The following is a 22,293-nucleotide window of genomic DNA, read 5'->3' as shown; positions in this document are numbered from 1 at the left end:
TGGAGCGGGCGAAGGGATTCGAACCCTCGACCCCAACCTTGGCAAGGTTGTGCTCTACCCCTGAGCTACGCCCGCGCTCCGACCCGCCGCGGGTGGCCGGCGGGAGGCGGTGTGGATAGGGCTTTTCCGCCGCCTTGGCAAGGGGTTCGCATGGGCGGTTCCGCGCCCGCGACGCCGCCGCCCGGGTCAGCCGCGGACCAGCAGGCGCTGCAGGTACTTGCCGTATTCGCTGTCGCGGATCGGCTCGATCAGGCGGCCGAGGCCTGAATCGTCGATGTAGCCCTTGCGCCAGGCGACCTCCTCGGGACTGCCGATCTGCAGGCCCTGGCGGTCCTCGACGGTCTCGACGAACTGGGCGGCGCGCAGCAGGCTCGACGGCGTGCCGGTGTCGAGCCAGGCATAGCCGCGGCCGAGCTTCTCGACCGTCAGGCGGCCCTGCTTCAGGTAGTGGGCGTTGACGTCGGTGATCTCGAGCTCGCCGCGCGCCGAGCGGGGAATTTGCGCGGCGACGTCGCAAACATCCGCATCGTAGAAATAGAGCCCGGTCACCGCCCAGTTGGAGCGCGGCTCCCGGGGCTTCTCGACGATATGGATGGGCCGGTCCTGGGCGTCGAACTCGATCACGCCGTAGGCCGAGGGGTCGGCCACCCAGTAGGCGTAGATCACCGCGCCGCTGCCCTTGGCGCCACGCTCGGCCACCGCCGGCAGCGAATCGCCGTAGAAGAGATTGTCGCCCAGGATCAGGCCGACCCGGTCCTTGCCGATGAAGTCGCGGCCGACCAGGAACACCTCGGCGATGCCGCCCGGCCGCGGCTGCACGGCATAGTCGATCGCGAGCCCCCATTGCCGGCCGTCGCCGAACAGCCGGCGGTAGGACTCGACGTCGTGCGGGTTGACGACCAGCAGGATCTCGCGGCAGCCGGCCAGCATCAAGGTGGTCAGCGGGTAATAGACCATCGGCTTGTTGTAGACCGGCAGCAGCTGCTTGTTGGCCGCCCGTGTCATCGGGTAAAGCCGCGTACCGCTGCCGCCCGACAGAACGATGCCCTTCATGCTGGACCTGTAGCCCGATGCTCGATCCCCAACAACTCTTCGCCCGGCTGGCCGAGCTCGGCCTCGCGCAGCGCAGTGTCGAGCATCTGCCCGTGTTCACCGTCGAGGAGGCCAAGGCGCTGCGCGGCAACCTGCCCGGCCATCACGTCAAGAACCTCTTCCTGCGCAACAGGAAGGAGGAGATGTGGCTGGTCGTGGCGCTCGAGGATCGCGCGATCGATCTCAAGCGGCTGGGCGAGGTACTGGGCGCCGGCCGGCTGTCGTTCGGCAGCGCCGACCGGCTGCGCCGCATCCTCGGCGTCGAGCCCGGATCGGTGACGCCGCTCGCCCTGATCAACGACGGGGAGCACCAGGTCCGGCTCGCCCTCGACCGCGGCCTGATGGAGGGCGGACCGGTAAACGTCCACCCGCTGGTCAACACCATGACCACGGCCATGGCGCCCGCCGACCTACTGCGCTTCTTCGCCGCCACCGGCCACGCGCCGCAATGGCTCGACTTCCCGCTTTGATGCAATAGTATAACATTCTTATACCACGCGCGAGTGGCCTCGATCGTGCTGCTCGATGACAATTTCCGCACCATCGTCCGGGCCATCGCCGAAGGCCGCCAGCTGTTCCGCAATCTCAAGCTGAGCTTTGCATTCCTGCTGATGGTGCACATGCCACTCATGGCGACGGCGGCCTTCATTCCGTTTGCCGGGTTTCCGCTGCTCTATCTGCCCCTGCACATCGTCTGGCTCGAGCTCATCATCCATCCCGTGGCCCTGCTGGTTTTTCAGGAGCTGCCCCCGTTGGACGAGCTCGAGAGCGTCTGGCGCAATCCCAAGGTACGGTTTTTCGATTGGCGGGAGTGGACCCTCATCGCGATCGTCGGAGTCCTCGTAAGTGCCATCATTGTCGTGGGCTATGTGCGCAGTCTCGGGATCGACCAGGATGTCGAGCATGCCCGAACCATGGCCTTGATAGCGCTCATCATGGCCTTTGCCGCGATAACGGCAGCTCTCAGCCGGTTTCGTTCGCGCAACGCGGTCGTCGCCGTGGTCGCCATGGTGACGTCTGCGGGGATCCTGTCGCAGATCCCGTCGATTGCCTCGCTCTTGCATCTCCGGCCCCTCCATTTCGACGACTGGCTGCTTGCCGGATGCAGCGGGTTGGCTGCCGGCGCCCTGGCCATCCTTCTGCCGTGGATGGCGCGCAGACAATGAAGGGGTCGGGCACCCCTGTCCGGCAGGCAAGCATCGAGCGAGCCCTGTCGGCGGTTGATGCAGGTCAACGTGGGCGCGTACAAACGATGGCCCAATCACCCCCCCAGAAACCGGGTGTCACCGGATCCGCATGGCCGTATCTCGAGCCTGGCTGTCGAGGATCGTCCTCGTTGTGCTCGCCGCCGGCGCCGCCTATGCGGCGTGGCTGTGGTTGCGCCCGCCGTCCCTGCCGCCCGGCTTCGCCAGCGGCAATGGCCGGATCGAGGCCGTCGACATCGACATCTCCACCAAGCTGCCGGGTCGTGTGGAAGACATCCTGGTCAACGAGGGCGACTTCGTGCGCGCTGGCCAGATCCTGGCCAACATAGACACGCGCGTGCTGCGGTCCCGGCTCCGCGAGGTCAAGGCGGCGCTCGAACAGGCGCGGATCGAGATCGAGACGGCGCGCTCGCGGGTCACCCAGCGCCAGGCCGAGAAGCGGGCGGCGCTCGCCCTCGTGACTCAGCGCCGCACCGAGGTCGACGCGGCGCGCCGGCGCGTGGCGCGCTCCGAGGAGCTGGCGCCCAAGGGCGCCACCGCGCAGCAGGTTCTCGATGACGACCGCGCGCGCCACGACGGCGCGAAGGCCGCGCTCGCCGCCGCCGAGGCGCAGGTCGCGGCGGCCGACGCCGCCATCGGAACGGCCGAATCCCAGGTCGTCGGCGCCCAGGCGGCCTACGAAGCGGCTCTCGCCACGATCGACCGCATCCAGGCCGACATCGACGACAGCGCGCTCAAGGCGCCGCGCGACGGCCGCGTGCAGTATCGCGTCGCCCAGCCCGGCGAGGTCCTGGCGGCCGGCGGCAGGGTCTTGAACATGGTCGACCTTTTCGACGTCTACATGACGTTCTTCCTGCCCACCGAGGCGGCCGGACGCATCGCCATCGGCAGCGAGGTTCGGCTGGTCCTCGACACGGCACCGCAATTCGTCTTCCCCGCCCGCGTCACCTTCGTGGCGGACGTGGCCCAGTTCACGCCCAAGAGCGTCGAGACGGCCATCGAACGCCTGAAGCTGATGTTCCGCATCAAGGCCAACGTCGATCCGGCCCTGCTCAACAGGCATCTCGACCAGGTGAAGACCGGATTGCCGGGCGTGGCCTATGTCAGGACCGACCCCAAGGCCGACTGGCCGGCCAACCTGACGGTGAAACTCCCGCCATGACCGACCCCGTCGCCCGGCTGCACGGCGTCGGCCTCCGCTACGGCCGGGTGACGGCCCTCGAGTCGATCGACCTCGAGCTGCCGGCTGGAATCATCGTCGGCCTGATCGGCCCGGACGGCGTCGGCAAGTCGAGCCTGCTGGCGCTCGTGGCCGGCGCGCGCCGAATGCAGGCCGGCGGCATCGAGGTGCTGGGGGGCAGCATGGCGAGCGGCCGGCATCGCCGTCGCGCCTGTTCGCGCATCGCCTACATGCCGCAGGGGCTGGGCCGAAACCTCTACGCCACGCTTTCGGTGGCCGAGAACATCGATTTCTTCGGCCGTCTGTTCGGTCACGGCCGACTGGAGCGCGAACGGCGCATCGCCGAACTGACGCGGGCTACCGGCCTGGCGCCGTTCGTCGATCGTCCCGCCGGCAAGCTGTCGGGCGGCATGAAGCAGAAGCTCGGCCTGTGCTGCGCCCTCATTCACGATCCTGATCTCCTGATCCTGGACGAACCGACGACCGGCATAGATCCGCTGTCGCGGCGCCAGTTCTGGGACCTGATTGGCCGCATTCGTGCGGCGCGGCCCAGCATGAGCGTCATCGTGGCGACCGCCTACATGGAGGAGGCAGCCGGCTTCGACTGGCTGGTGGCCATGGATTCCGGCCGCGTGCTGGCGACCGGCAGCCCGCGCGATCTGCTCGCCCGCACCGGCAGCGCCTCGCTCGAGGCGGCCTTCATCGCCCTGCTTCCCGGCGAGCGCGGGCGCAGCTATCGGCCCGTCGAGATGCCGCCGCCCGATGTCGGGCACGACGCCGAGGTCGCCATCGAGGCGAACGGCCTCACCATGCGCTTCGGCGATTTCGTCGCCGTCGACCATGTCGACCTGCGCATTGAGCGCGGCGAGATCTTCGGATTCCTGGGATCCAACGGCTGCGGCAAGACCACGACCATGAAGATGCTGACCGGCCTGCTCCCGCCCAGCGAAGGCGAGGCGCGGCTGTTCGGCCGGGCGGTCGACGTCCGGGACTTCGAGACCCGCCGCCGCGTCGGCTACATGTCGCAGTCCTTCTCGCTCTACAGCGAGCTGACCGTGCGGGAGAACCTCGACCTCCATGCCCGCCTGTTCCGCCTGCCCGAGGAGACGATCGCGGCTCGCGTTCAGGAGGTGGCAGGCCGTTTCGAGCTGCTCGACGTGCTGGATGCCCTGCCCCCGGCCCTGCCGCTCGGCCAGAGGCAACGCCTGTCGCTCGCGGTGGCGGTGATCCACAAGCCGGCCCTGCTGATCCTCGACGAGCCAACCTCCGGCGTCGATCCGATCGCGCGCGACGCCATCTGGCGGATGATGATCGACCTGGCCCACCGTGAGCAGGTCACCATCTTCGTCTCGACCCACCTGATGAACGAGGCCGAGCGCTGCGATCGCGTCTCGCTCATGCATGCCGGCCGCGTGCTGGTCAGCGACAGCCCGGCCGCCCTCGTCGCCAGGCGCGGTGTCGGCACGCTGGAGGAGGCCTTCGTCGGCTGGCTGCAGGATGCCTCCGGCGCCGGCGGCGACACGGCGGCGACGGACGCCGCGCCGGCGGTGCGTCCGGAAGCGTCGACGCCGCGGCCACGCCGCTCGTTCGAGCTGCAGCGCCTGCTGGCCTACTCGCGTCGCGAGGCGATCGAGCTCGCGCGCGATCCAATCCGCGCCACGCTCGCCCTGCTCGGCAGCGTCATTCTGATGTTCGTCATCGGCTACGGCATCAACATGGATGTCGAGGACCTGACCTTCGCCGTGCTCGATCGGGACGGCACCACGACCAGCCGCGACTACGCCCTCAACATCGCGGGATCGCGCTATTTCGTCGAGCGCCCGCCGCTGCTGGACTACAGCGACCTCGATCGTCGCATGCGCTCGGGCGAGCTCAGCCTCGCCATCGAGATCCCGCCCAACTTCGCGCGCGACATCGCGCGCGGCCGGACGGTCGAGATTGGCGCCTGGCTCGACGGCGCCATGCCGATGCGCGCGGAGACCGCCCGGAGCTACGTCCAGGGCATGCATGGGAAATGGCTGGCGAGCACGGCACTGGCCGTGCCGGTGGCCAACCTCGAGGTCCGGTTCCGCTACAACCCCGACATCCGCAGCCTGGTGGCCATGGTTCCGGCCGTGATCCCGATGCTGCTGCTGCTGATCCCGGCCATGCTGACCACGCTCAGCATCGTGCGCGAGAAAGAGCTGGGTTCGCTCGTCAACTTCTACGTAACGCCGGTCAGCCGGCTCGAGTTCCTGGTCGGCAAGCAGCTTCCCTACGTCGTCCTCGGCATGGTGAATTTCCTGCTCCTGACCCTGCTCGCCGTGACCGCCTTCGGTGTCCCGTTCAAGGGCAGTTTTGCCGCTCTGGCCAGCGGCGCGCTTCTCTACATCCTCGCCGCCACTTCCATCGGTCTCCTGTTCTCGATCTTCATGCGCAGCCAGTCGGCCGCGATCTTCGGCACGACCATCGGCACGATGATCCCGGCGATGGAATTCTCCGGCATGATCGACCCGGTGTCGTCGCTGCAGGGTATCGGCGCGGCGATCGGACAGGCCTATCCGATGACGCATTTCCTGGCGATCGCGCGAGGCACCTTTTCCAAGGCGTTGGGGTTCGCCGACCTGCAGGCGTCGTTCATACCGCTGCTGATCGCGGCACCACTGCTGATCGGCCTGAGTGCCGTCCTGCTGCGCAAGCAGGAGGCGTGAGCGATGCGCGCCACCAACATCGTCCAGCTCGGCATCAAAGAGCTGCGCGGGCTCGCCCGCGATCCAATGATGCTGGCGCTGATCGTCTTCGCCTTCACCTTCTCGATCTACAGCGCATCGACGGCGATGCCAGAACAGCTCAACAAGGCGGCGATCGCCATCGTCGACGAGGACCGCTCGCCGCTCTCCGCACGCATCGCCGACGCCTTCTTTCCGCCCTATTTCATGCCGCCCTCCATGATCGCGCAGCCCGAGATGGACCGCCGCATGGATGCCGGGATCGATACCTTCGCCCTCGACATTCCGCCCGAATTCCAGAAAGACCTGCTGGGCGGGCGCCGGCCGACCATCCAGCTGAACGTGGACGCCACGCGCATGAGCCAGGCCTTCACCGGCGCCGGCTATGTCCAGAGCATCGTCGGCAGCGAGATCGATGCCTTCGTCCGGCACTACCGCGCCAACGTCCCGGCATCCGTCGAGCTCGCCTTGCGCGCGCGCTTCAACCCGTCGCTCACCATCTCCTGGTTCGGATCCATGATCGAGGTCGTCAACAACGTCACCATGCTGTCGATCATCCTGACCGGCGCCGCTCTGATCCGCGAACGTGAGCACGGCACCATCGAGCATCTTCTGGTCATGCCCGTCACACCGCTCGAGATCATGACCGGCAAGATCTGGACGATGGCGCTGGTCGTGCTTGCGGCCTGCGCGCTGTCCCTGTTCTTCGTCGTGCAGGGACTGCTGGCGGTGCCGATCGAGGGTTCGATAACCCTGTTCCTGGCCGGCGCCGCCGTGCACCTCTTCGCCACCACGTCGCTCGGCGTGTTCCTGGCGACCATCGCGCGATCCATGCCGCAATTCGGGCTGCTGCTCGTCCTCGTGCTCGTGCCGCTGGAGATGCTGTCGGGCGGCACGACGCCGCGCGAGAGCATGCCCCAGATTGTCCAGTATCTGATGCTGGCGGCACCCACGACGCACTTCATCATGCTCAGCCAGGCGGTCCTCTTCCGCGGCGCCGGGTTCGAGACGGTGTGGCCTCAGTTCATCGCCCTTGCCGTCATCGGCATTCTGCTGTTCGCCATGGCGCTCGCCCGCTTCCGCAAGGCTGTCGGCGAAACGGCATAGCTGCCGCAATCCTGGTCCGAGCCGACGCAGACCGGGGGCTGGCGAAGCGGTCGGCTTTGTGACAAATCAAACAATCGCTCAAGATTCATCGGGTATCCTTCATGCGACGTTACGCAGGCGGCCGATGAAGACAGACTTGGCGTCAACCAATCCGCCTTTGGCATCCCACCCTCCGCCGGAGGGAAAGCCGGGGGCGTTGCCGGCCGGACACGACGCAGCGGCCGTCGAGGTGCCCAAGCCGTTGTCCGCGGCTGATGGTTTCGACCCGCAGATGCGGGATTTCCACCTGTCGCGCGACCTCGTCCTGTTCGCTCGCGTCCTGCGCAGCGCCCCGGGCGGAGGGCGCGTGATGGCGATCTTCGCCGGCTCGACCGTCGTCACGATGGGCAACATGGCAGGCCAGGTCTGGCTCAACGAATGGAACGGCCAGTTCTTCGACGCGCTAGCGCGCCGGGAACTGCAGGAATTCGCCGTTCTGCTGTGGACTTTCCTGATCATCATCGCCGTTCTCTTGACGCTCACGGTGGCGCAGACGTTTCTCCAGGAACGACTGAAGCTCCGATTGCGCGACTGGATCGCTCGCCACCTTCTAAGTGCATGGATGGAACCCATGCGCATCTACCAGCTGAGTTTCGCCGGCCCCTACGGCCGCAATCCGGACCAGCGCCTGCAAGAGGATACACGCCTGATCGGCGACCTCACCGCCGACCTGGGCTGCGGCCTAGTATACTCCGTGCTCCAGATTGTGGCCTTCGTTGGCGTCCTATGGACGTTGTCGGCACAGGTCTCCTTCACAGTGGCAGGCCTTCACATAGCCATCCCGGGCTACATGGTATGGTGCGCTGTCGCTTACGCGCTGCTCGGCTCCGGTCTCACTTGGCTCGTGGGACGGCCGCTAATCGCGCTCAACGCCGAACGCTACGTGCGCGAGGCGGAGTTCCGCTTCGCCCTCGTGCGGGTCAGTGAATCGGGCGAGAGCATCGCGCTGCATGGCGGCGAAGAGGACGAGCATCGCCATCTCCGAGGCTCGCTCGCGGCGGTGATCGACACGATGCGACGCATTTCCACCTCCCTCGCCCGGCTTACCTGGATCACGGCGGGCACGGGGTGGCTGTCGATCGTTGTGCCCATCCTAGTCGCCGCGCCGGCATATTTCGGCGGCAACCTGAGCCTTGGCGGCCTGGTCATGGTGGCGGGCGCCTTTAGCCAAGTGCAGTGGGCGATGCGGTGGTTCGTCGATAATTTCTCCCGCCTTGCCGACTGGCGTGCGGCAATCCACAGGGTCGCTCGCTTCCGCGAGGCGCTCGACCACTTGCCCGCCGTCGAGGAAGGCTCGGAGGAGATCACGCGCGCCCCGCACCCCGAGGGAAACCTTGCGTTCGAGCACGTGCGCATCCTCCTGCCGGACGGGCACATCATCATTGAGGAAGCCAGCGCCAGCTTCGCGCCCGGCGACCGCGTGCTGATCACGGGCGAGACCGGCGCCGGGAAATCGACCCTGTTCCGCGCCGTGGCGGGCCTGTGGCCGTGGGGCTCGGGAACAATCCTGATGCCGCGGCCAGAGTCCATGGCCTTCCTGCCGCAGCGGCCATATCTCCCGCTCGGCACGCTACGAAATGCCGTCACCTATCCCAGTCCCCCTGACGCCTACTCGGAGGCCGATGTCCGGCGGGCGCTGCGACGCTGCGACCTCGGCGGCCTCGTCGCCAGGCTCGACCACGTGGAACGGTGGGATCGCGAGTTGTCGCTCGGCGAGCAGGAGCGCATCGCCTTTGCACGGCTGATCCTGCACCGGCCGGCCTGGATCTTCCTCGACGAGGCGACTGCCGCGCTCGACGAAGACAGCCAGCGGCACATCATGGGGCTGTTCGACGACGAGCTGAAGGGGTCGGCCGTGCTGAGTATCGCCCACCGCCCGGATCTCGCCGCCTACTACACAAGGACGCTTCAACTCATACATGGCCGCGAAGGCGCCCGGCTCAGGCTGAAGCCGACAAGCGTCCCGTTGCCCCCACCGCGCCGATGGTGGCAAAGGCTGGGGGATCGCTGGCGGTCCGTTGCCAATCCTGCGGGTCGCGCAAGTCATATCGAATAGGCCGCAGTTGGGCCGATACCCCGTTCCGGCTAGAACGAGCCAAACCGCTTCCTTCACGTGTAGATCGTCTGCTCGGTCGTGAGGCGGTCAGGGCCCACCTCGCCCGCCAAGCGAAGGGTCGCCTGGAGTATTTCCCGCGTCCGACTGGTACAATTGATACAAGACCGTCGCGAAGACCGGGAAGCCCGTTCACTTTCGGCCCGAGGCCATGACCTCCGCCACGCGCCGCAATGGCTCGACTTCCCGCTCTAATGTAATAATATAACATCATGATGCTGCGTCGCCCCCTGCTCGCGGCGGCGATCGCCTTCGCCGCGCGGCCGATCCAAGCCCAGACCCGGAGTCGGGTCGTCGCGACCTTCTCGATCCTCGGCGACCTGGTGCGGGAGATCGCCGGCGACCGGGTCGATCTTGCGGTGCTGGTCGGCCCCGACATCGACGCCCACGCCTACCAGCCGAGGCCGACCGACGTTCGCGTGCTGGCGGCGGCGCAGGTGCTAGTGAGCAACGGCCTGGGCTTCGAAGGCTGGATCGACCGTCTGGCCGAGGCGGCGCCGTTCAAGGGCCGACGCGTGGTGGCGAGCGCCGGCGTGGCGAGCCTGACGACGGGCGGCGGACAACGGCACGGACACGGCCATGGGCCGGACCCGCATTGCTGGCAGGATGTCGGGCGCGTCAGGAAGTACGTCGCCACCATCGCCGACGGCCTGGCGGCTTCCGACCCCGGCAATGCCGCCTTCTACCGCGAGCGCGCCCGACTCTACGGCGGCCGCCTCGAGGCGCTCGACAAGTGGGTCCGCGACTCGATCGCGGCGGTTCCGGCCGACCGGCGCAAGGTGATCACCGGCCACGACTCGTTCCGCTACTTCTCGGCCGCCTATGGCGTGCAGTTCCTCGCGCCGCGCGGCGTCAAGACCGACAGCGAGCCGACCGCCAGGGACGTGGCGGCGCTGATCCGCCTGGTGCGGGAGCAGAAAGTCAAGGCGCTGTTCGTCGAGAACATGACCAATCCGGCGCTGGTCGAGCAGATCGCCCGCGAGTCGGGCGGCGTCGTCGGGGAGCGGCTCTACACCGACGCACTGTCGGCCCAGGGCGGCCCGGCCGCGACCTACGAGGCGATGATGCGCCACAACGTGACGGCGCTGGTCGGCGGCATGGCGAAGAACTGAGGAAGCTCCGCCGCGGTCGGCGCGGCCGCGGATCGCGTCGAGCGCCGGAGATTGAAAAGGCAGGCTGCGATGGAGTCGCCTGTGGCCCCTCCGCCGAACGGCCCGGGAAGCCATCAGTTCGCCAGCGACTTTCGGCTGCGACAGATCGGCTAGTCGGCGGCGGTGAATGTCAGCCCGGAGGCGCGGCGCGCCTCCTGCAGGGTGTTGAACATCAGGCACGCCACCGTCATCGGCCCTACTCCCCCCGGCACCGGCGTGAGGTGGCCGGCGACCCGCCGGGCTTCGTCGAATGCCACGTCGCCCACCAGGCGGGTCTTGCCGTCGGCCGCCGGCACGCGGTTGATACCGACATCGATCACCACGGCGCCCGGCCTGATCCAGTCGCCGCGCACGAACTCGGGACGGCCGATCGCCACCACCAGGATGTCGGCGGTGCGGGCGACCGCCGGCAGGTCGCGTGTGCGCGAATGGGCGATGGTCACCGTGCAGTCGGCGCGCAGCAGGAGCTGCGCCACCGGGCGGCCGACCAGGTTCGACCGGCCGACGACGACGGCGTTGCGGCCGCCGAGCGAGCCCACCGTGTCCTGCAGGAGCATCGATACACCGAGCGGCGTGCAGGGCACCGGGAAATCGAGCGGCGCGCGCGGCGCCACCGTGCCCAGGCGGCCGACGTTGAAGGGGTGAAAGCCGTCGACGTCCTTGGCCGGATCGATCGCCATCAGCACCTGGGCCGTGTCGATGTGTGCCGGCAGGGGCAGCTGAACCAGGATGCCGTGCACCCGATTGTCCGCGTTGAGTTCGTCGATGACGCCGAGCAGCGCGGCCTCCGAGGTCGCCTCGTCGAGACGGAAATCGAAGCTCGCCATGCCGAGCTCGCCGGCGAGCCGCGCCTTGCTGCGGACATAAACCTGACTCGCCGGATCGGCGCCGACCAGCACCGTGGCGAGGCCGGGCGTCGGCCCGCCGCGGGCGATCAGGCCGGCGACGCCGTCGCCGACACGATGCCGCAGGGCCGCCGCCGCGGCCTTGCCATCGATCAGCTTTGCCTCAGTCATGGGAGTCGGCGTGTTCCTTCAGCCACCGGGAGATGCGACCGGCGAGCTCGGCGGGTTCGCCGGCAAGCTTCACCACCTTGTCGCGGTTGGCCGCGCCGCGCGTCACCGAGAGGGTCGATTTCGCCAGCCGCCACTCCCCGGCGAGCAGCTCGATCACGGCGCGGTTGGCCTTGCCGTCCTCGGCCGGCGCCGTGACGGCAGCCCGCAGGGCCCCCTCGCCGCTGCATTCCAGCGCCGTGCGGCGGGCCCGCGGCTGGACACGCAGCTCGATCGTCACGCCGTCGCTGGCGCGGCGCAGGAACGAGGGATCGGCCATGGCATCAGTGGGCGAGACCCGGCCAGACGTATTCGATCAGCAGGTTGCGGACGAAGAACAGGCCGAGCAGCAGGACGACCGGGGAGATGTCGACGCCACCGAGGTTGGGCAGGATGCGTCGGATCGGCCGCAGCACCGGCTCGGTCAGCCGATAGAGCATGTCGACGACGATACGGATGAACTGGTTGCGCACGTTGACGACGCCGAACGCCACCAGCCAGCTCATGATCGCCGCCGCGATCACGACCCAGGTATAGATGTCGATCACCGTGTAGATCAGCACCGCCAGCGACTGCATCGCCTCTCCGTTCCCCAGATGCCGGCAGGCCGCCGGCCGCGCACCCTACTCGGCGGAGATTGCCGATCCAAGCCCATTTGGAGCCCCCTTTTTCCTCCCCAAGCTCCGCTTGGGGAGGAAGTGAACTACGCCCGCGACAGCACCAGATCGACGCTGCCGATCCTGATGATGCGGGCGGCGCTGATGTCGCGTGGGCCATGCTCAGGGAGGAGGCGGGCGCCATCGATCAGCGTGCCGTTGGCGGTTCCGAGATCTTCGAGGCCGATGCGTCCGGCGGCGGTCAGGATGCGGGCATGCGGCTGGCCGACCGAGGGGTCAGGCAGCGACAGCTCGGTCGGGCCGGCCGCCGCTGCGCCCGTCAGGACGTAGACTGGCACGCCGTCGCTGACGACCAGCGCGATGTCGCCGCCGCCCATGACCTTGCCGCTCAGCCGCCAGGTCCGCCGGTCCGCCAGCGCGGCCGGCGGCGCGGCGAGCGCCGGCTGCGCCGCCGGGGCCGGCGCCGGCGAACCGCCCGGTTGGGGAGCGGGCGGCTGCCCGGCCGCGCCCGTAGCGCCATCGCGCGGCCAGTCCATGAAAGCGAAGATCCACAGCAGGACCAGCGGAACGATCGAGCCGATGCCGGTCAGGGTGAGCAGCATGGCGCCAAGTCCCAGCCAACCGGGCAGGCCGGTCTTCTCGACAATGCGCCAGGCCATCCAGCCGGCAAACGCGGCCGCGACTACGGCGAACAGGCTGGTCAACCCGAAGAAGCCCGTGAGGGCTGCAGTCTCGCCGCCCATGCTCAGCGTCCCGGAGGGCGGGCTTCGCCACTGGGCCAGGTGCTGAACGCCAGGATGGCCATGACGACGAAGGAGCCGACGACCGGCACGAGGTGGAACAGCGACAGGGCGCCTGAAAAGCCTGCCCGGACGCAGATCCGCCAGGTCGGGATGATGAGCACGAGGGCGATGAGGAAATGCCCGATCGCCAGGGCCAGGAGGACGAGGGCGCCAAGGCCCAGGATCCAGCTCATTGGGTCGTTCATGGGTCGGAGTTGGGCATGGCTCAGGCGAGGGCGACGATCTCGATCTCGACGAGAGCCTCGCGCGGCAGGCGCGCCACCTCGACGGTCGAGCGCGCCGGCGGATGGGCGCCGAAATATTCCGGCCGGCCATAGACCTCGTTCATGGCGGTGAAGCTGTCCATGCTCTTCAGGAACACCGTCGTCTTGACCGCGCGATCGAGGTCGCTGCCGGCCGCCTTCAGCACCGCCCGCAGGTTCCTGAGGACCTGGTGCGTCTGCTCGGCGATGCCGCCTTCGACCAGGTCGCCGGTCGCCGGATCGAGCGGGATCTGGCCGGCGCAGTACACCATGCCGTTGGCCACGATGGCCTGCGAATAGGGACCGAGCGCCCTGGGGGCGCCATCGGCCTGAACGGCCCGCTTGCTGCTGCTTGTCACCGACCTGTTTCTCCCCTCGTCTAGGACTTTCCCTCGCAAGAACGCTGGACGCTATCACACGCCGCCTTGCTTGACAGGTGACCCGCCAACCATTATCCGCGCCTCCTCGGGCCCTGAACCGGTTGTCAGGGGCTGTAGCTCAGCTGGGAGAGCGCCTCGTTCGCAATGAGGAGGTCAGGGGTTCGATCCCCCTCAGCTCCACCAACCGGCGGCCCGAATTGCATCCTCTGGCCGACAGGCTGCCGTCGCGGCACAATTGCAGATGATGCGTTACGTCGACAAGCCAACGCCAGCCGACCTCGGCCTCGATGCCCAGGAAGGCAGCCTCCTGCTCTCCCTGGCCACGCCGGAGCAGGTCCAGGAGTTCGTCACCGGGCTTCCCGCCAACCATGAAGAGGGCGGTGCGACGCTCTATTCGGTGCGGCGCGTGCTGCGCCACGGCAAGGGGCACTGCATCGAAGGCGCCTTCGTCGCCGCCTGCGCGCTGTGGCTGCAGGGGCGGCCGCCGCTGGTCGTCGACATGACCGCGCAGGGCGACGCCGACCATGTCATCACGGTGTTCCGCCAGGACGGCTGCTGGGGCGCCATCTCCAAGACCAACCATGCCTGGCTGCGCTGGCGCGACCCGGTTTATCGAACCTTGCGCGAACTGATCATGTCGTACTTCCACGAATATGCCTACAAGGCACACAAGTCCCTGCGCGCCTACTCGCGGGCGATCGACATGCGGCGCTTCCCGAGCGCCGACTGGATCACCAGCGAGGACGATTGCTGGGAGGTCGGCGCGGCGATCGACGATACGCGCCACTATCCGGTGATCACGCCGGCGCAGGCGCGGCGTCTGCGGCCTCGCGACGCATTCGAAGTGAAAATCGACGGGATCGTCGAATACCCGCCGGCCAACCGCAAAGAGGCAGCATGAAACTCGGGAGGTCGACCGTGAAAGTCCTCATCGCGCTGGTGCTGCTGGCCATCATGGGGGCCGGCAAGGCCTCCGCGCAGATCCCCGCCGAGTGGCAGGCCGCCGCGCAGGCCGTGATCGGCGAGTTCGAGCGCGACACGCCGCTGGCGGCGAAGCCGTGGGGCAACGAGACCGTACAGGGCTGGCACCTGGCGCGTGCCTGGCGCAAGCACAACAACGGCAACGTCGAGATCATTCTGGCCGAGTACCTGACCTTCGTCGCGGTCTGCCGCAGCGGCTGCGCCGGCAGCACGATCGCAGGCCAGGGCTACATCGCCATGGCCGAGCAGGCCAAGGCGCTGCGCGCGCAACAGGGCGGGCCCTATGCCCTGGTGGCCAACTCGAACGCATGGCTCGCCGGCATCGCCGATCCGACGGGTGCGGCGGCCAAGAACGCCGTGCTGTGGGGCAAGGACCTCGACCTGGCTGCCGCCGATTACGCCACCAGCAACATCTACGCGCTGTACTGGCTGCTGGCGCGTCTCAAGGGCACGCCCGTCGAGCAGGCCGACACTTTCTCCCGCTACGCGCTCTTCGTGCAGTTGCGCGGCTGGATCGGCACCCGCTGCCTCGACATCGCGAAGGTGGCGACAGTAATCGGCGCGCCGCCGAAGATCGAGACGTGCAGGTAGCTCGAGTTCTTCCGGACCGCGGGCGTCCCGCCCGCCCATGAAATCATGAGCGGGCGGGACGCCCGCGATCCGGAAGAAGCATGACTTCGCCCTTACTCCGCCGCGACGGCCTGCTGGACGAACTTCTTGGCGTCGAAATCCTCGGCGACCTTGAGGTCGTTGCCGATCAGCTTCTCGACGTCGATCTTGGCGTATTCCATCACGCCCATGTCGCCCAGCGCCTTCTGCACCTTGGGTCCGAACAGGCCGATCTCCTTCAGGATCGGCACGATGCGGGTGAACAGCCGCGTGCGGAAGTTCTGCATGGCGCCCGAGTTGTAGGCGTACTCCATCAGCTTATCGACCGGCAGGCCCGAGCGCATCCAGACCTCGGCCTGGTTGAAGCGGTCGCGCATGAAGTAGAGCGCCTCGACGGTGAACTCCTCGCGTTCGGCCCGCTCGTGGTCCGACAGGTTGGGATAGTATTCGCGCAGCGCCATGCGGCCGAACGTGACGTGGCGCGCCTCATCCTGCATGACATAGGCGTTGACCGCGCCGGCCAGGTTGTTCTTGGCGGTGTCGCGGATGCGCTGGAAGGCGGCCAGCGCCAGGCCTTCGATCAGCACCTGCATGCCGAGATAGGTCATGTCCCAGCGCCGGTCCGAGAGCGTCTGCTCGAGCAGGTTCTTCAAAGACTCGGTGATCGGATAGGCGGCTTTGAACTTCTCGTGGATCAGCCGCTTGTAGGTCTCGACGTGGCGCGCCTCGTCCATCACCTGGGTGGCGGCGTAGAACTTGGCGTTCATGTCGGGCACGGTATTGACGATCTTGGCGGTGGCGATCAGCGCACCCTGCTCGCCGTGCATGAACTGGCAGATCGAATGGCACTGCAGGTTGAAGCGCAGCCAGTCCTTCTCCTTGTCGGTCATCTTCTCCCAGAACGGCGAGCCGTAGATCGGGATCGAATCGTCCGACATGCCCATCGGATTGCCCTCGAACAGCTCCTGGCTCCAGTCGAGACGGGTGCTGGTGTCCCACTGCTGCTGCTTGCCCTTCTCGTAGAGATTCAGCAGGTCGGCCGAGCCGTCGTCGTATTCCCAGTTGAACTGGATCTCGGTGGCGCCATCGAACTTCCAGTTCGTGACCTCGACCGGGAGCTGATAGATCTTTTGCGTCGTCATGGCCCTTGCCTCCTGGCGCTGAACGCTGTCCCATTCCCTCGCCCGGGACGGCAAAGTTGACGCCCCGGTCATTTTTCTCAGCGAAACCTATCACAGTCTGCTAGAAGAGTCTCGCGCGGAGATTGCAGGACCCCTGAAGACGGATTCATCGATGGCATACAATCAGTTACGCATCGCCAAAGTCATCCAGGAGACGCCCGACGCGCGCTCCTTCGTGCTCGAGGTGCCGCCCGACCTGGCCGAGAAGTTCCGCTACAAGGCCGGCCAGTTCCTGACCTTCCGCGTGCCGCACGACGAGGGCGCCTTCAATCGTTGCTACTCGCTGTCCAGCGCACCGGAGATCGACGGCCTGCCCAAGGTAACGGTCAAGCGGGTCACCGGTGGCAAGGGCTCGAACTGGTTCCACGACGCGCTGAAGGAAGGCGGCATGCTCGAGGTGCTGCCGCCGGCCGGCCGTTTCGTGCTGAGCGACAGCGCGGCCCCCCTGCTGCTGTACGGCGGCGGCAGCGGCATCACGCCCATGATGTCGCTCATCAAGTCCGCGCTGAAGAACACCCAGCGCAGGATCCGGCTGTTCTATGCCAACCGCGACAAGCCCTCGATCATCTTCGATGCCGAGTTCGAGGCGCTGCAGGCGGCCTATCCCGGCCGCCTCGAGGTGATCCATCACCTCGACGCCACGCAGGGGCTCACGAAGGCCGGGGAGATCGCGGCGACGCTCGAGGGCTTCGAGACGGCGGAGGCCTATCTATGCGGGCCCGGTCCGTTCATGACCCTGGTCGAGAGCACGCTGCTCGGCGCCGGCATGCCGCGCGAGCGCGTGCGCATCGAGCGCTTCGAGGCTTCGGGCAACGACGCCGTGCCGATCGAGCCGACGGAAGAAGGCGACGTGATCCCGAGCGAGATCACCATCCATTTCGAGGGCAAGACGCACAAGGTTCCGTACCGCAAGGGGCTCAGCATTCTCGAGGCGGCACGCGGCGCCGGGCTCAACCCGCTGTCGTCCTGCGAGGAGGGCTTCTGCGCCTCGTGCGCGGCCAAGCGCATCAAGGGCAAGGTCGTGCTGGCCAAGAACGACATCTACACGGACGACGATCTCGCCAACGACTGGATCCTGACCTGCCAGGGCCATTGCTTCGGCGCGGAGGTCGAGATCACCTACGACGTGGTGTGACGATCGCGCGCCAACCGTCGCTCCAGGCCACGCTCCTGACCCTCGTCGCCGGTATTGCCGACGCCGTGGGCTACATCACCATGGGCGGCGTGTTCGCCGCCAACATGACGGGCAACACGGTGCTGGCCGGCATCGCCATCGCCGAGGCGCACTACGCCGATGCCGCCCGCCACCTGTCGCCGCTGGTGACGTTCTTCATCGGCGCCATGCTGGCCCGCCTCATCCTGCGGTTGTGGCGCAAGCCTGCGATGGCGATCGCGCTCGAGGCAGCCTTGCTGGCCGGACTGGACTTCCTGCCGCTCGGGATGGAATCGAAGGTTCTCGTCATCGCCTTCGCCATGGGCCTGCAGGCCTCGGCGATCACCCAGTTCGCCGGTGCGTCGATCAGCACGGTCGTGGTGACCAGCACGCTTGCCCGCACCGCCGACGCCGCCCTCGATGCCCTGCTGCCGAGTGCCGTCAAGGCCCAGCCTGCCACGACGACGCCACGCCTGCTTCTCCTGACCTGGCTCGGCTATCTGGCAGGCGCGATCGCCGGCGCCCTGCTGCTGCACGTCATGCCCTGGCCGCTGATCGTGCCGGCGGCGCTTCTGGTGGTGGTGATGGTGCTGTAACTTCCTCCCCAGCTTCGCTGGGGAGGTGTGTCCGCGTCCTCGCGGACGGAGCGGTCATGACTCATGCGGACCGCGGGCGTCTCGCCCGCTCAAGATTCATGCGTCTTTCCGACCGTGAGCTTCTCGCCTGCTCAAGCTCATGAGCGGGCGGGACGCCCGCGGTCCGGAAGAGCAAGACCCCTCCGCCTGCCTGCGCGAAGCCGAAGCGGCTTCGCCTCGGCGACGGCAGGTCGGCGTAAGACGCCGACACCTCCCCAACAGAGTTGGGGAGGAGAAAGATCACTCCGCCGCGATCGCCTTTTCGACGAACATCTTTTTGTCGAACTCCTCGGCGACTCGACCGTCATTGGCGAGCTGCTCGGTGACATCGATCCTGGCGTAGTCCATCACGCCCATGTCGGCGAAGGCCTTGCGCACGCGCTCGCCCCACAGGCCGATGTCCTTGACTGTCGGCACGACGCGACTGAACAGGCGGCCGCGGAACGAGTTCATCTGCTTGGAATTGTAGTGGATGGCGTCGAGCACGTCGGCCGGAAGACCGAGCCGCTCCCACACTTCCGACTGATTGAAGCGGTCGCGCATGAAATAGAGCGCCTCGACCACGAACTCCTCGCGCTCGTCGCGCTCGGCATCGGAAAGCCCGGGATAGTATTCGCGCAGCGCCAGGCGGCCGAACGAGACGTGGCGCGCTTCGTCCTGCATGACGTAGGCGTTGACCGCGCCGGCCAGCGTATTGCCCGCCTTGTCGCGGATCGACTGGAAGGCGGCGAGCGCCAGGCCCTCGATCAGCACCTGCATGCCGAGATAGGTCATGTCCCAGCGCCGGTCCGAGAGCGTCTGCTCGAGCAGCGTCTTCAGCGCCTTGTTGATCGGATAGGCGAGCTCGAACTTCTCGTGCAGCAGGCGCTTGTAGGCCTCGACATGCCGCGCCTCGTCCATCACCTGGGTGGCGGCATAGAACTTGGCGTTCATGTCGGGCACGGTGCCGACGATCTTGGCGGTGGCGATCAGCGCGCCCTGCTCGCCATGCATGAACTGGGAGATCGAGTTGGCCTGCAGATGGCGCCTGAGCCAACCCCTCTCCTCGCTGCTCATCTTGCGCCAGTAGTCGGTGTCGTAGATCGAGATCGCCTCGTCCTTGAGCTGCATCGGGTTGTCGGGATCGAGCTCGAGCGACCAGTCGAGCCGCGTGCTGGCATCCCACTGCTGCTTCTTGCCCTTGTCGTAGAGATCGAGCAGGGCGTCGGAGCCGTCGTCGTACTCCCAGTTGAACATGATCTCGGTGGCGCCATCGAACTTCCATTCGGTGATGTCGACCGGCAGCGCGTAGAGGCGATGGGTGCTCACGATGAGCCCTCCCGATTGGCTGTCGCAGGGTTGGACCCAAAAGATGACGCTGAAGTCACCCTCTGGCAAGTGGGCGCACTTCTTGGTAGCGGTACAGTTTGAAAAATCCGTCGCCATCCTTGACGCACGGCTAGAGAAGCAGAAAACTTGGAATTGCAACCAGAGGCGGCGGCAATGAGGTTGGGACTGTTTCTCGCGACTGTGATCGGGCTGGCGAGCGTTCCTCATGTCTCCAGCGCGGCAGACGCGTCGTGGCCTGCCGTTGGCGCACTGGAGAATGGCATGTCGACGTCGTGCGGCGGCGGCACGGTGAGTACCGGGCCGGAATGGACCGCCCCTGCCCGTGGGCAGGTCGACATCAAGGGGAGCACGCTCACTTTTAAAAGTACGAGCGCAATTCCGAACCATTCATTTACCGTCGATTTGAGGGCGTTGAATCCTGATGGTTCCGGAAAAGTTGTCGGCATCGACAAGAATAACAGAGAGTTCTATCTGACGTTCGATCCGGGCAGCGGAGCCCGCACATTCCACATGACCTATCGCCTTAAGGCTTGCCGGCGCGTCTATACCCCCACGACATAGGGCGGCCTCGGCCCCCTACTGAGCGGCCTCCCAATCCTCCAGCACCTTCACCATGTCGGCCATTTCCCAGAGCTTGGGCGTGACGCCAGCGGCCATGGCGGGCGTCATCTTCATGTGCCACTACCACTTCTTTCTCCTCCCCAGCTCCGCTGGGGTGTCCGCGTCTTCGCGGACGGAGGGGTCATGAGCAACGAGACCGTGGCCTTTGACCCCTCCGTCGCCGTAAGACGGCGACACCTCCCCAGCGAAGCTGGGGAGGAGCATGCTAAGGCTGCAGCCGGTAGCCGCCGCGGTCGGTGATCAGGATGGCGGCCGCCGTCGGGTCCTTCTCGACCTTCTGGCGCAGGCGGTAGATGTGGGTTTCCAGGGTGTGCGTCGTCACCCCGGCGTTGTAGCCCCAGACCTCGTTCAGGAGCACGTCGCGCGCCACCGGCCGGTCTCCAGCCCGGAACAGGTACTTCAGGATCGACGTCTCCTTGTCGGTCAGCCGCACCTTCTTCTTGCCGCCCTTCTCCACCAGCATCTTGGCCGCGGGGTGGAATTCGTAGGGGCCAATGGTCATGACCGCGTCCTCGCTGCGCTCGTGCTGGCGCAGATGGGCCCTGAGGCGGGCCAGCAGGACGTTGATGCGAAACGGCTTGGTGACGTAGTCATTGGCGCCCGATTCGAGGCCCAGGATGGTGTCGGCGTCGCTGTCGGCGGCGGTCAGCATGATCACCGGCGCACGCACGCCCTGGCGGCGCATCAGCTTGCAAAGCTCGCGGCCGTCCATGTCGGGCAGGCCGACATCGAGCAGGATAGCGTCGTAATGCGCCAGCTTGGCTTTCTCCAGGCCCTCGGCGGCCGTGCCGACCTGGATGGTCGTGAAGCCGTCATAGAGGTCGAGCTGCTCGGCGAGCACGGTGCGCAATGTCTGGTCGTCGTCGACGAGCAGGATCTTCTTGCCGCGATTATTTTGGGTCATGCTGCTTCCTGCGGGCCCCCCGAGACACTTTATCTGGTACGCAGCAGCGGCAAAAGCGGTTCTCTTCGACCGCGGGCTGCGGCATGCTAAACATGAGTAAGGTATGAGTCCGGCACAGGTCCATTCCCGCACGGCCACTGCACTGGCCGCCGTCGAGCGCGCCATGGCTGAGCTGCGTCGCGGCGGCATCGTCGTGCTGCGCGACGAGGATGGGGCCGGCGGCCTGGTGATTGCGGCCGAATCGTGCGGTCCGCGCGCCCTGCAGCGCCTGCAAGGCCTCGCCCAGGATGCGCCCACCCTGGTCACGACCCGCCGCCGTGTCGAGGCCATCGGCATGGAGATCCCGCCGCACATCGCCGGCGGCCTGGGCGAAACCAACAAGCCGATCACGCTCGACCTGCCGGAGGGTGTCCCCGTCGACATCATTCTGCGGCCGCACGAGTACGACCCGGCGAACGTCGCCGGCGCCCCGCTGCGTCATGCCGCGCTGCGCCATCTGTCGCGGCCGGTGGTGAACCGCGCCGAGCGCATCGCCCGGACCGCCATCGAGCTCGCCAAGCTCGCCCGCCTGCTGCCCGCTGTCGTGCTGGGGCCGCTCAGCCGCGACCCCGGCAACAAGCGGCGCGACTGGGCGCGCGAGCAGGACCTGATCTATGTCGATGCCGCCGACGTGCTCGCCTACGAGGAGACCGCCGCGCGCAATCTCCAGCAGGTGGCCCAGGCCCACGTGCCGCTGGAAGGCGCCGAGAATGCCCGCATCCTGGCGTGGCGGCCGAGTGACGGCGGCAAGGAGCATCTCGCCATCGTCGTGGGCGAGATCGATCCGACCGAACCGGTCCTGATCCGACTGCATTCCGAGTGCTTCACCGGCGACCTGCTGGGATCGCTGCGCTGCGATTGCGGCGTGCAGCTGCGCGGCGCCATCGCCGAGATCGCCAAGCGCGGCTCGGGCGTCCTGCTCTATCTCGCGCAGGAGGGCCGCGGCATCGGCCTGGTGAACAAGCTGCGCGCCTACGAGCTGCAGGACGACGGCTTCGACACGATCGACGCCAACGAGCAGCTGGGCTTCGATGCCGACGAGCGGATCTATGCCCCGGCCGCCACCATGCTCTCCCGCATGGGCATCAAGCGCGTGCGCCTGATGACCAACAATCCCGAGAAGATCGCCCAGCTCGAACGCCACGGAATCGA

Annotated in this window: 23 protein-coding genes, 2 tRNA genes and 1 pseudogene; 14 read left to right on the top strand and 12 right to left on the bottom strand. The window is 67.1% G+C overall.

All coding sequences use genetic code 11. The annotated features are described in order from the left end of the window. Positions 1–75 (bottom strand) — tRNA-Gly (locus AB7O82_RS26075). 111 nt (positions 76–186) lie between these two features. Then, complete coding sequence (rfbA, locus tag AB7O82_RS26070) at positions 187–1,053, bottom strand: glucose-1-phosphate thymidylyltransferase RfbA (protein ID WP_428620515.1); 867 nt, start codon at positions 1,051–1,053, stop codon at positions 187–189. Between the two features lie 17 nt (positions 1,054–1,070). Between rfbA and AB7O82_RS26065 the strand changes: the two genes are divergently transcribed. The 7 genes from AB7O82_RS26065 to AB7O82_RS26035 all read left to right on the top strand — a co-directional run bounded on the left by AB7O82_RS26065 (position 1,071) and on the right by AB7O82_RS26035 (position 10,556). Beyond that, positions 1,071–1,562, top strand: a complete 492-nt coding sequence (locus AB7O82_RS26065) for a prolyl-tRNA synthetase associated domain-containing protein (protein ID WP_428550601.1) — start codon at positions 1,071–1,073, stop codon at positions 1,560–1,562. 45 nt (positions 1,563–1,607) lie between these two features. Continuing rightward, complete coding sequence (locus AB7O82_RS26060; protein ID WP_428550599.1) at positions 1,608–2,258, top strand: cation transporting ATPase C-terminal domain-containing protein; 651 nt, start codon at positions 1,608–1,610, stop codon at positions 2,256–2,258. A gap of 130 nt (positions 2,259–2,388) precedes the next feature. Then, the gene (locus AB7O82_RS26055; RefSeq protein WP_428550597.1) at positions 2,389–3,459 is read left to right on the top strand and encodes an HlyD family secretion protein; all 1,071 of its coding nucleotides are present in this window, start codon (positions 2,389–2,391) and stop codon (positions 3,457–3,459) included. Continuing rightward, positions 3,456–6,167 carry a ribosome-associated ATPase/putative transporter RbbA gene (gene rbbA, locus AB7O82_RS26050; RefSeq protein ID WP_428550595.1) on the top strand — a complete coding sequence of 904 codons (2,712 nt, stop codon included), beginning with the start codon at positions 3,456–3,458 and terminating at the stop codon, positions 6,165–6,167. The genes AB7O82_RS26055 and rbbA overlap by 4 nt, the downstream gene beginning before the upstream one ends. A gap of 3 nt (positions 6,168–6,170) precedes the next feature. Continuing rightward, the gene (locus AB7O82_RS26045) at positions 6,171–7,292 is read left to right on the top strand and encodes an ABC transporter permease (RefSeq protein ID WP_428550592.1); all 1,122 of its coding nucleotides are present in this window, start codon (positions 6,171–6,173) and stop codon (positions 7,290–7,292) included. Further along, positions 7,219–9,387 (top strand): ABC transporter ATP-binding protein/permease, encoded by a 2,169-nt coding sequence (locus AB7O82_RS26040; protein WP_428550590.1) that lies wholly within the window; start codon positions 7,219–7,221, stop codon positions 9,385–9,387. Before AB7O82_RS26045 ends, AB7O82_RS26040 begins: the two co-directional genes overlap by 74 nt. Before the next feature lie 269 nt (positions 9,388–9,656). Next, the gene (locus AB7O82_RS26035; protein WP_428550587.1) at positions 9,657–10,556 is read left to right on the top strand and encodes a metal ABC transporter solute-binding protein, Zn/Mn family; all 900 of its coding nucleotides are present in this window, start codon (positions 9,657–9,659) and stop codon (positions 10,554–10,556) included. A gap of 149 nt (positions 10,557–10,705) precedes the next feature. Here AB7O82_RS26035 and folD read toward each other — a convergent pair whose 3' ends face one another. The 6 genes from folD to AB7O82_RS26005 form a co-directional block, all read right to left on the bottom strand. Beyond that, complete coding sequence (folD, locus tag AB7O82_RS26030; RefSeq protein WP_428550584.1) at positions 10,706–11,611, bottom strand: bifunctional methylenetetrahydrofolate dehydrogenase/methenyltetrahydrofolate cyclohydrolase FolD; 906 nt, start codon at positions 11,609–11,611, stop codon at positions 10,706–10,708. Beyond that, the gene (locus AB7O82_RS26025) at positions 11,604–11,927 is read right to left on the bottom strand and encodes a DUF167 domain-containing protein (RefSeq protein ID WP_428550582.1); all 324 of its coding nucleotides are present in this window, start codon (positions 11,925–11,927) and stop codon (positions 11,604–11,606) included. Before AB7O82_RS26025 ends, folD begins: the two co-directional genes overlap by 8 nt. A gap of 4 nt (positions 11,928–11,931) precedes the next feature. After that, positions 11,932–12,225, bottom strand: a complete 294-nt coding sequence (locus tag AB7O82_RS26020) for a YggT family protein (RefSeq protein WP_428550579.1) — start codon at positions 12,223–12,225, stop codon at positions 11,932–11,934. 125 nt (positions 12,226–12,350) lie between these two features. Next, positions 12,351–13,007, bottom strand: coding sequence for an FHA domain-containing protein (locus AB7O82_RS26015; protein WP_428550576.1), 657 nt, complete (start codon positions 13,005–13,007; stop codon positions 12,351–12,353). A 2-nt stretch (positions 13,008–13,009) separates the two neighbouring features. After that, complete coding sequence (locus AB7O82_RS26010; RefSeq protein WP_428550574.1) at positions 13,010–13,240, bottom strand: hypothetical protein; 231 nt, start codon at positions 13,238–13,240, stop codon at positions 13,010–13,012. Between the two features lie 32 nt (positions 13,241–13,272). Then, the gene (locus tag AB7O82_RS26005; RefSeq protein WP_428550572.1) at positions 13,273–13,668 is read right to left on the bottom strand and encodes a RidA family protein; all 396 of its coding nucleotides are present in this window, start codon (positions 13,666–13,668) and stop codon (positions 13,273–13,275) included. A gap of 128 nt (positions 13,669–13,796) precedes the next feature. Between AB7O82_RS26005 and AB7O82_RS26000 the strand changes: the two genes are divergently transcribed. The 3 genes from AB7O82_RS26000 to AB7O82_RS25990 all read left to right on the top strand — a co-directional run bounded on the left by AB7O82_RS26000 (position 13,797) and on the right by AB7O82_RS25990 (position 15,261). After that, a tRNA-Ala gene (locus AB7O82_RS26000) sits at positions 13,797–13,872 on the top strand. 58 nt (positions 13,873–13,930) lie between these two features. After that, positions 13,931–14,590, top strand: coding sequence for a hypothetical protein (locus AB7O82_RS25995; RefSeq protein WP_428553502.1), 660 nt, complete (start codon positions 13,931–13,933; stop codon positions 14,588–14,590). 17 nt (positions 14,591–14,607) lie between these two features. Continuing rightward, positions 14,608–15,261 (top strand): hypothetical protein, encoded by a 654-nt coding sequence (locus AB7O82_RS25990; RefSeq protein ID WP_428553499.1) that lies wholly within the window; start codon positions 14,608–14,610, stop codon positions 15,259–15,261. Between the two features lie 92 nt (positions 15,262–15,353). Here the strand turns inward: AB7O82_RS25990 and AB7O82_RS25985 are convergent, their stop codons facing one another. Beyond that, positions 15,354–16,421: a ferritin-like domain-containing protein gene (locus AB7O82_RS25985; protein WP_428553497.1), complete on the bottom strand. Its 1,068-nt coding sequence runs from the start codon at positions 16,419–16,421 to the stop codon at positions 15,354–15,356. A gap of 151 nt (positions 16,422–16,572) precedes the next feature. Between AB7O82_RS25985 and AB7O82_RS25980 the strand changes: the two genes are divergently transcribed. Continuing rightward, positions 16,573–17,595, top strand: coding sequence for a 2Fe-2S iron-sulfur cluster-binding protein (locus AB7O82_RS25980; protein ID WP_428553494.1), 1,023 nt, complete (start codon positions 16,573–16,575; stop codon positions 17,593–17,595). After that, complete coding sequence (locus AB7O82_RS25975; RefSeq protein WP_428553492.1) at positions 17,592–18,209, top strand: YoaK family protein; 618 nt, start codon at positions 17,592–17,594, stop codon at positions 18,207–18,209. The genes AB7O82_RS25980 and AB7O82_RS25975 overlap by 4 nt, the downstream gene beginning before the upstream one ends. A gap of 279 nt (positions 18,210–18,488) precedes the next feature. Here the strand turns inward: AB7O82_RS25975 and AB7O82_RS25970 are convergent, their stop codons facing one another. Beyond that, on the bottom strand, positions 18,489–19,556 hold the full coding sequence (locus AB7O82_RS25970; RefSeq protein ID WP_428620514.1) for a ferritin-like domain-containing protein: 1,068 nt from the start codon (positions 19,554–19,556) through the stop codon (positions 18,489–18,491). A gap of 147 nt (positions 19,557–19,703) precedes the next feature. Here AB7O82_RS25970 and AB7O82_RS25965 point away from each other — a divergent pair, with 147 nt between their 5' ends. Then, positions 19,704–20,138, top strand: coding sequence for a hypothetical protein (locus tag AB7O82_RS25965; protein ID WP_428553486.1), 435 nt, complete (start codon positions 19,704–19,706; stop codon positions 20,136–20,138). A gap of 15 nt (positions 20,139–20,153) precedes the next feature. Here AB7O82_RS25965 and AB7O82_RS25960 read toward each other — a convergent pair. Then, positions 20,154–20,252, bottom strand: a pseudogene (locus AB7O82_RS25960) (IS1 family transposase); the annotation flags it as partial. A 151-nt stretch (positions 20,253–20,403) separates the two neighbouring features. Next, entirely contained in the window at positions 20,404–21,102 is a 699-nt protein-coding gene (locus AB7O82_RS25955; protein ID WP_428553483.1) for a response regulator transcription factor, read from the bottom strand. A gap of 103 nt (positions 21,103–21,205) precedes the next feature. On the opposite strand from AB7O82_RS25955, the gene ribA reads away from it, so the two are divergent. Next, positions 21,206–22,293: GTP cyclohydrolase II RibA (gene ribA, locus AB7O82_RS25950; RefSeq protein ID WP_428620513.1), on the top strand; the 1,088-nt coding region annotated here is incomplete at its 3' end.

The sequence above is a fragment of the Reyranella sp. genome (assembly GCF_050185545.1).
Taxonomy (GTDB): Bacteria; Pseudomonadota; Alphaproteobacteria; order Reyranellales; family Reyranellaceae; genus Reyranella.
The sequence above is the reverse complement of the archived record's forward strand: the minus strand, read 5'-3'. Positions and strand labels throughout refer to the sequence as shown.

Coding starts and splice junctions, on each gene's coding strand:
- rfbA (WP_428620515.1), bottom strand. CDS start 1,053: ATGAAGGGCATCGTTCTGTCGGGCGGCAGCGGTACGCGGCTTTACCCG.
- AB7O82_RS26065 (WP_428550601.1), top strand. CDS start 1,071: ATGCTCGATCCCCAACAACTCTTCGCCCGGCTGGCCGAGCTCGGCCTC.
- AB7O82_RS26055 (WP_428550597.1), top strand. CDS start 2,389: ATGGCCGTATCTCGAGCCTGGCTGTCGAGGATCGTCCTCGTTGTGCTC.
- rbbA (WP_428550595.1), top strand. CDS start 3,456: ATGACCGACCCCGTCGCCCGGCTGCACGGCGTCGGCCTCCGCTACGGC.
- AB7O82_RS26045 (WP_428550592.1), top strand. CDS start 6,171: ATGCGCGCCACCAACATCGTCCAGCTCGGCATCAAAGAGCTGCGCGGG.
- AB7O82_RS26035 (WP_428550587.1), top strand. CDS start 9,657: ATGATGCTGCGTCGCCCCCTGCTCGCGGCGGCGATCGCCTTCGCCGCG.
- folD (WP_428550584.1), bottom strand. CDS start 11,611: ATGACTGAGGCAAAGCTGATCGATGGCAAGGCCGCGGCGGCGGCCCTG.
- AB7O82_RS26025 (WP_428550582.1), bottom strand. CDS start 11,927: ATGGCCGATCCCTCGTTCCTGCGCCGCGCCAGCGACGGCGTGACGATC.
- AB7O82_RS26020 (WP_428550579.1), bottom strand. CDS start 12,225: ATGCAGTCGCTGGCGGTGCTGATCTACACGGTGATCGACATCTATACC.
- AB7O82_RS26015 (WP_428550576.1), bottom strand. CDS start 13,007: ATGGGCGGCGAGACTGCAGCCCTCACGGGCTTCTTCGGGTTGACCAGC.
- AB7O82_RS26010 (WP_428550574.1), bottom strand. CDS start 13,240: ATGAGCTGGATCCTGGGCCTTGGCGCCCTCGTCCTCCTGGCCCTGGCG.
- AB7O82_RS25995 (WP_428553502.1), top strand. CDS start 13,931: ATGATGCGTTACGTCGACAAGCCAACGCCAGCCGACCTCGGCCTCGAT.
- AB7O82_RS25985 (WP_428553497.1), bottom strand. CDS start 16,421: ATGACGACGCAAAAGATCTATCAGCTCCCGGTCGAGGTCACGAACTGG.
- AB7O82_RS25980 (WP_428553494.1), top strand. CDS start 16,573: ATGGCATACAATCAGTTACGCATCGCCAAAGTCATCCAGGAGACGCCC.
- AB7O82_RS25955 (WP_428553483.1), bottom strand. CDS start 21,102: ATGACCCAAAATAATCGCGGCAAGAAGATCCTGCTCGTCGACGACGAC.